This is a genomic window from Sutcliffiella horikoshii (genome assembly GCF_008180725.1).
Lineage (GTDB): Bacteria > Bacillota > Bacilli > Bacillales > Bacillaceae_I > Sutcliffiella_A > Sutcliffiella_A horikoshii_B.
The window spans coordinates 1-5,868 of sequence record NZ_VTEV01000020.1 but is presented as its reverse complement, the minus strand read 5'-3'; the positions used below and the strand labels follow the sequence as shown (position 1 = coordinate 5,868).

The window sequence follows — 5,868 nt, the reverse complement described above, 5'->3', positions numbered from 1 at the left end:
CAGGAAATTAAGAGAGTTTTACGATAAAAAACGCGATGAAGGTAAACCATATAGAGTAGCGATCATTGCATGTGCTAATAAGCTTTTACATCTGATTTATGCGCTTTTAAATAATAAAACAACCTTCCAAGAATTAGCTTAATAGCTATATTTAACAATGTAAAACAAAACCTTCCAAAAATAAAAAACTGGAAGGTTATTTGGCATACCCATTTTTAGTATATCATCTAATCTTTCATTTTTTTAATGAAAATTGTTGACAACTATTAGCTGGTTTTGCGGAAGATTGATGTTTTATTTAAAAGGATGAAGAATTTAGTTTTTAAATGGTTTCCAGTTTGGTTTACGCTCATCATTTTCACTAGGTTCTCGATTAATGAAACGTCCTTCTAAGAAACCTTTTTGATATTTCCGTAAAGAAGATTCATTTGCGCCGCCTGCATAATCAAGATTATTAAATTGTAAATCGTCATCTTCCCAAAAACAGATTTCACAAATTTCAAAAGTTCCAGGTGGTTTAGATTCTAATGTTTTATAACCACAGCATGGACAAAAATATTTGTTTCTTCTCATCTGTTCACCTTGCCTTGATTAAGTCTTCAAATTTGAACAATCGCTCCGATTTGTCTTAATAAATTCATTTATTTATACGTAAATACAATACTTCATTTGCATCAGGAGTTTTTAATAATAACTGAGAGTATTTGATTAAGCAGATTCCAATAAACTCCTCTTCATCACTTGTATCAAATTTTGCATTAAAATCTTCAGGCAGAAACAAAATATAATCCCCAGCAATTCTTTCCCATAAACTCTGTAAATATATTAAATCATCTTAGCTAATGATTTTAGTAAATAGATTACTAATATTTTTACCTTTAATGCAGCTTGATTCATACCACCAAAGAATCGTGCATTTTTCAGAACCATAAATACTTCTTGTGCAATCAAATAAACTTATTAACAAGTCTGGTTTTGGTTCTGCTAATGGGAATTCAATTAATGTCTTTAACTCAGTTTTTTGTCTTATATCTTTAGTTAAACCAATTAAATCTAAAAACCCTTCCCAAGAGCCTTCCATATTCATCCTCCTTATCTTGGTTAATATTAGTTAATGCAATAGAATTATTTTGCTAATTTGAGAAGAAGTGACCACCCCTAAGGCTCCCGGAATGGGATGACACTACTCCCACTTATAATCGCCATCAACCAGTTCGACTCTTTCTGGTATTATTTTTTGAAGAGATTCTATTGTTAAAAAATCCTCATTATTTGAGAATGCAGTAATATAATCACCATCATACCCTACCCAAAACATAGTAGAATTCTCAGTTAAAGTTACTATTGGAGTATTGGCGATCCACTTTAATTTAACAAGGCTAGTTCGGTCTTTTTTAGTCCTTTTTACAGGATAAGGTGACTCATATTCCCTTTCCTCTAATCTGAATACGTCCTGTTTTAAGGACCATAATGATAAGTTCAACATGCTGCCATTCCCGTGCAAATAAGGATAATATTCATTAAATTGCTGAGGGCTGCAGATAATTGCCTTTACAAAGAACGTATCTTTACGACTCCCCTTCATATAATTGAACTCTATATTCTGCATCTGAAACAGTTCGTCGTACTCTGCTTGTTGGTAATCAAAGATTTCCGCAAGTGAATAAATAGGGTAATAATCTGGGCTCTCCATCCAGTTGCAAAAGAATTCTTCATGGGCATCTGTATAAGCACCATCAATATAACAAGAAAACTCAATGATACTCTTTGACTCACCGTAAATCTCAAAAGGATAAGTGTGTTCGGGAGGGAAACAGATTTCCATTTTCATTTTAATCGCCTCTCTTAAAGGTCTGAATAATAATTTATTTAAATCTTACCACTTAAAACTAACTTTTCTTTGGCTTTTATTTATGTCATCAGCGTTTACAATAACCTGCTCTAAGTAAAGAACATTTCCATCACTTTATTATCAAACGTGTTATTTCATCTGGACTATAATTAATAAAAAGCGCTGATCCTAGTTCTAGGTGCGCCAAATTGTTTATAATCTTTATTTTAATAATAATTAATGCACCCGTTAATTCAGCAAGCAATAACCTTAATTTAGTTCGCCGATAAACCAGTTTTCTCCTGTATATTGATACTCCACATCTGTAATTTCTCCCTTGAATCCTAGCATCTTCATGTTATTAGGGACCGTTAGTTGCTTTGATGCTAATTATTCCGTTTAGTTTTATTCACTTCAACAATTATTCTTGTCACAACAATAGATATTAAAATAGGAGAAGCGACAATAGCAATTCTAAAATTTTCACTTAGAGAAAGATTAAAATACCAAAGTACCATCTCTATTATTACTGCTGATTATACATAAACTAACACTGCTATTAGTAATTGCTTTCCAATACTCATTTCGTCCCCCTAACATCCTTTAATTGAAGAAATCACTTTCACACGTTCCTGTTCCGATACCCAGAATAGGAAGGGTAGTCATTAAAACAATTAATAAACCTAGTAGTATTGCTCCCCCTTCAAAAGATAAAAGAGAAATTAGCCTTAAAGATTTCGGATCATCTTTTGTATTTACATATAAGAATAATCCACCGAAAATGAGAAAGAAAAAACCAATACCAAATCCAATTAAGTTGCAGATATAAATACCCCCGTCACCAAAATGAACTATGCATATTTCATAATATCTGCGTCTTATTCCTAAAATAATCATTTCTATCTAAAACCTTTTGAACTAATGTTTAGCAAAAAAGAGAGCGCCGTAGCACTCGTATCGTTAAACTCTCTCGCCCGATTGTTTAGCATTGACGCTAACAACCCTACTTATCTGAATGTGCTGTCAATTTCATCTCTGTCATAGTCAAGTATCCATTCATTGAGAACTTCATAGAGTAAGCGTATATTTTCCCTATCTGCTGCAATAACATCACATCCACGATCATCGTATAAATGATAAATAATCTTTTTTGATATGTTCACAAAAAAGATATCGTACCCATTCCTAGGAAGGCCTTTTAATATACGAGATTGATGCCCGAAGTCTTCGTAACTTATCGCCAATAAAAGCTGTGTATAGCGAACTTCACTTTTTTTGCACTGAAATATAAAACGATGAGTAACTTTATTGTTATATTCATCGCTTTCTTCATCATCCCACTCGATACTTGGCAAAACGTCATGCCTTAATTTGTTTAATGATTTCCTATTTTTAACATACTTTCGGTACACATTTAATGGCTTACTTTGAAGGAAAGTATCTGCTTTGTGACAATATACATTGGTCACCAATAAAACTTCATCATTTTCGTCAAAAACCCTTTTAAATATATCCGAACTACGCTCATAAACTTGCTTAATATTAGCCTTTTCCTGAAAAGATAAATCAGGGTTGGAAATCTCAAAACGTAGTCCATATCTCGAGGAATAAAACAACCCCGGCGCTAAAACGAGATCATAAAAATGTTTTTTCATAAATTGTTCTAATTTATTCGAAAGGTCATTCATCCTAATTCCCCAGTCGGTTTTAATTTTCCATGCTATTATCTGGATCTAAAATAAAAATTGAGCACCTATTCCTCTTCAAGAATGGCGCCCGATTCTTGAATAGCTAGAATAACTTAACATGGTTTCTGATTTAAATATCTATGGGCTTGTTTAAGGCTTTGTTTTTGATTTTCATACTCAAAAAAGTTTAAAATATCAGTAATTGTAGCCCATTTGCACATTGAAATTTCACTCTTTTGAATGGTTACCAGGGCACTGATAGGTGTACCTATAAATCATATCACTTCATTTTAAATTGTTCCTTCTGATATCATAAAAAAACACCTAAATAGTATAAATCAACTAACATATAGTCAAAAATCATTTTTCTTGTAGAAGGATTACAAAAAACACTTAGACACATGCTTACTCTCACTATATTAAAACGTCCTTCCTGTCCACTATAATTATTAAACAATTCCCAATAAGGTTGGGTTTTCCTTCAATTATTGGTATTCTAAAAGTAATTATATAATGAAAGGGTTTAAATAATTATGTTTAAAAAATTTAGTATTATTATTGTAGCATTCATTCTAAGCCTACTTACATTTCTTTTACCTATGAAAGAAATGTGGTATAACAGCGGATTTTTTGAAGTATATACTTTCTGGATAATCGTTTTAATACTTTTTTACTATGATTTTGAAAAGGACAAATAAATTTATAGTAAAATAGAACCTTTTCCATTTCCACATGTACACATAATTGGATTTTTGCGGTATCTTTGTTTGTGGGGGTGGGATAAATGAAAAAAATTATAACAATTTTCATTGCAACTTTATTACTTTCATTAACTTCAATTTTTATCGTTCAACAACCTGCGGCTGCTAGTGGGAGTAGTAACGTAAAAATTAACTATGAAAAAGATGGTAGAGTAAAAGGTTTAGAAAATCCAGAAAAAATGAGTGAAAAGTCTCTTAATATGGTTTTACAAAAGATAGGTTTAAAAGAAGAAAGTATTAATTCACTTAGTAAAAGTGAAAAAGAAGGAATTGTAAAACGAGGCGGAAAAGCAATTGATATTCAGGTTAAAAGTGCAAAAACATATTATGTTTCTCTTGACGGTAGCCGTACTGAATATACTGAATCAAATAACAAGAAGATTAACGAAAAAAAATTAGCAGATCTAAAAAAATATAACGAGATTACTGGAAACTCAAAATCAATACTAGAACTTAATACAGCTAATTCTCTAGTGCAAGATAAATCTAAAGATTTAATCACTGTAAATAGTAGTTCTACTGGAGAGATTCCTCCTATTAAAACTGAACCTAACGGCGATTTGGAATTAATGCTACAAGTTTTATATCTCGGTCCATGGGATGGTCAAATGAATTATAAATACATCTCAACTGCTACTTGGAATGAAAAACCATTCAATACTAAAACTGATGCTTTTGGAACTGCGTTTGATGTTAATGCAGTAGCCAAAGCAGATTCTTTCCAAGCTTCTTGGTTGCAAACTCAACCCGTATCAGATGGGAATGGGGGCACAACTTATATTACTGAGTCAAAGCAACTTTCACCTGATCCGAATGCATTTGAACAATACGGACATGGCGTGAAGATCCCCTTAGGCGATGGTTCCTATCAAAATATTTCTATGTCCAGAGAGGTATTAGTTAGTACAAGCAATATTGGTGAACCAGCATATATTTTAACAAAGTACCACCATACGTATGGAACTCTTTCAGGAATTGGAATTAGTATAGGCCCTGCATCTGTAACTTTCGAAGGTACATGGGGAGATGATACAATATTAGAATATAATTACACATACGGTGATGTTAATCCTTGGGATTTATAAAACAAATAAGTCGAGCCAAAGCTAAATCGGCTCGACTTATTTGTTTTAAGATCAGTTTGTTTTTATTTATGGTAGAAGATGTTTTATGCTTACATTAAGTCTCTTTGTATACTTCAACAAGAAAGAATCTTCAATGCTCTTAGCCAAATTCTCATAATGCCTTATTGATATATATCTGGCTCGTTTGAAGATAAAGCGCCCTGCAGGGAACGGCTTATTTTACTAGTCGAGTAGAATGGAGCCTTTCTACCTTACGGTAAATTGTGCTCCAAACCCTCACAGAACCGTGCTTGCACTATTAATGCACACGGCTCCTCCTAGTCATCATTCACAGAATGTAGCTAATCTCTTTTCTTAAATCATAAATATTCACTTTAATTCTTGGTGAAGGTAGAGGATATTTATCAAGAAATAGTCTGAATTTATCCCATGTGAAGGATTTCCTTTGACTTCTTCTGTTAAGCCATTTAAACAGTAGTTCCTCGATTTTGCACTTGAAGTTG

Annotated in this window: 6 protein-coding genes and 1 pseudogene; 2 read left to right on the top strand and 5 right to left on the bottom strand. The window is 32.5% G+C overall.

Features of this window, described 5'->3' with window-relative positions:
- Positions 1-142: pseudogene (locus FZC76_RS22740) on the top strand (IS110 family transposase); the annotation flags it as partial.
- 173 nt (positions 143-315) lie between these two features.
- Here FZC76_RS22740 and FZC76_RS22735 read toward each other — a convergent pair.
- The 5 genes from FZC76_RS22735 to FZC76_RS22715 form a co-directional block, all read right to left on the bottom strand.
- Positions 316-573 (bottom strand): CPCC family cysteine-rich protein, encoded by a 258-nt coding sequence (locus FZC76_RS22735; protein WP_148990384.1) that lies wholly within the window; start codon positions 571-573, stop codon positions 316-318.
- A 262-nt stretch (positions 574-835) separates the two neighbouring features.
- On the bottom strand, positions 836-1,081 hold the full coding sequence (locus tag FZC76_RS22730) for a hypothetical protein (protein ID WP_148990383.1): 246 nt from the start codon (positions 1,079-1,081) through the stop codon (positions 836-838).
- A 102-nt stretch (positions 1,082-1,183) separates the two neighbouring features.
- Complete coding sequence (locus FZC76_RS22725) at positions 1,184-1,831, bottom strand: hypothetical protein (RefSeq protein WP_148990381.1); 648 nt, start codon at positions 1,829-1,831, stop codon at positions 1,184-1,186.
- A 603-nt stretch (positions 1,832-2,434) separates the two neighbouring features.
- Positions 2,435-2,728, bottom strand: coding sequence for a hypothetical protein (locus FZC76_RS22720; RefSeq protein WP_148990380.1), 294 nt, complete (start codon positions 2,726-2,728; stop codon positions 2,435-2,437).
- Positions 2,729-2,838: 110 nt separating this feature from the next.
- The gene (locus FZC76_RS22715) at positions 2,839-3,519 is read right to left on the bottom strand and encodes a DUF3885 domain-containing protein (protein WP_148990377.1); all 681 of its coding nucleotides are present in this window, start codon (positions 3,517-3,519) and stop codon (positions 2,839-2,841) included.
- Between the two features lie 784 nt (positions 3,520-4,303).
- Between FZC76_RS22715 and FZC76_RS22710 the strand changes: the two genes are divergently transcribed.
- Complete coding sequence (locus tag FZC76_RS22710) at positions 4,304-5,365, top strand: hypothetical protein (RefSeq protein ID WP_148990375.1); 1,062 nt, start codon at positions 4,304-4,306, stop codon at positions 5,363-5,365.
- The last annotated feature ends 503 nt before the right edge of the window (positions 5,366-5,868 follow it).

What these genes read in the sequence shown, in the direction of transcription:
- FZC76_RS22735 (WP_148990384.1), bottom strand. Translation starts at nt 573, where the DNA reads ATGAGAAGAAACAAATATTTTTGTCCATGCTGTGGTTATAAAACATTA.
- FZC76_RS22730 (WP_148990383.1), bottom strand. Translation starts at nt 1,081, where the DNA reads ATGGAAGGCTCTTGGGAAGGGTTTTTAGATTTAATTGGTTTAACTAAA.
- FZC76_RS22725 (WP_148990381.1), bottom strand. Translation starts at nt 1,831, where the DNA reads ATGAAAATGGAAATCTGTTTCCCTCCCGAACACACTTATCCTTTTGAG.
- FZC76_RS22720 (WP_148990380.1), bottom strand. Translation starts at nt 2,728, where the DNA reads ATGATTATTTTAGGAATAAGACGCAGATATTATGAAATATGCATAGTT.
- FZC76_RS22715 (WP_148990377.1), bottom strand. Translation starts at nt 3,519, where the DNA reads ATGAATGACCTTTCGAATAAATTAGAACAATTTATGAAAAAACATTTT.
- FZC76_RS22710 (WP_148990375.1), top strand. Translation starts at nt 4,304, where the DNA reads ATGAAAAAAATTATAACAATTTTCATTGCAACTTTATTACTTTCATTA.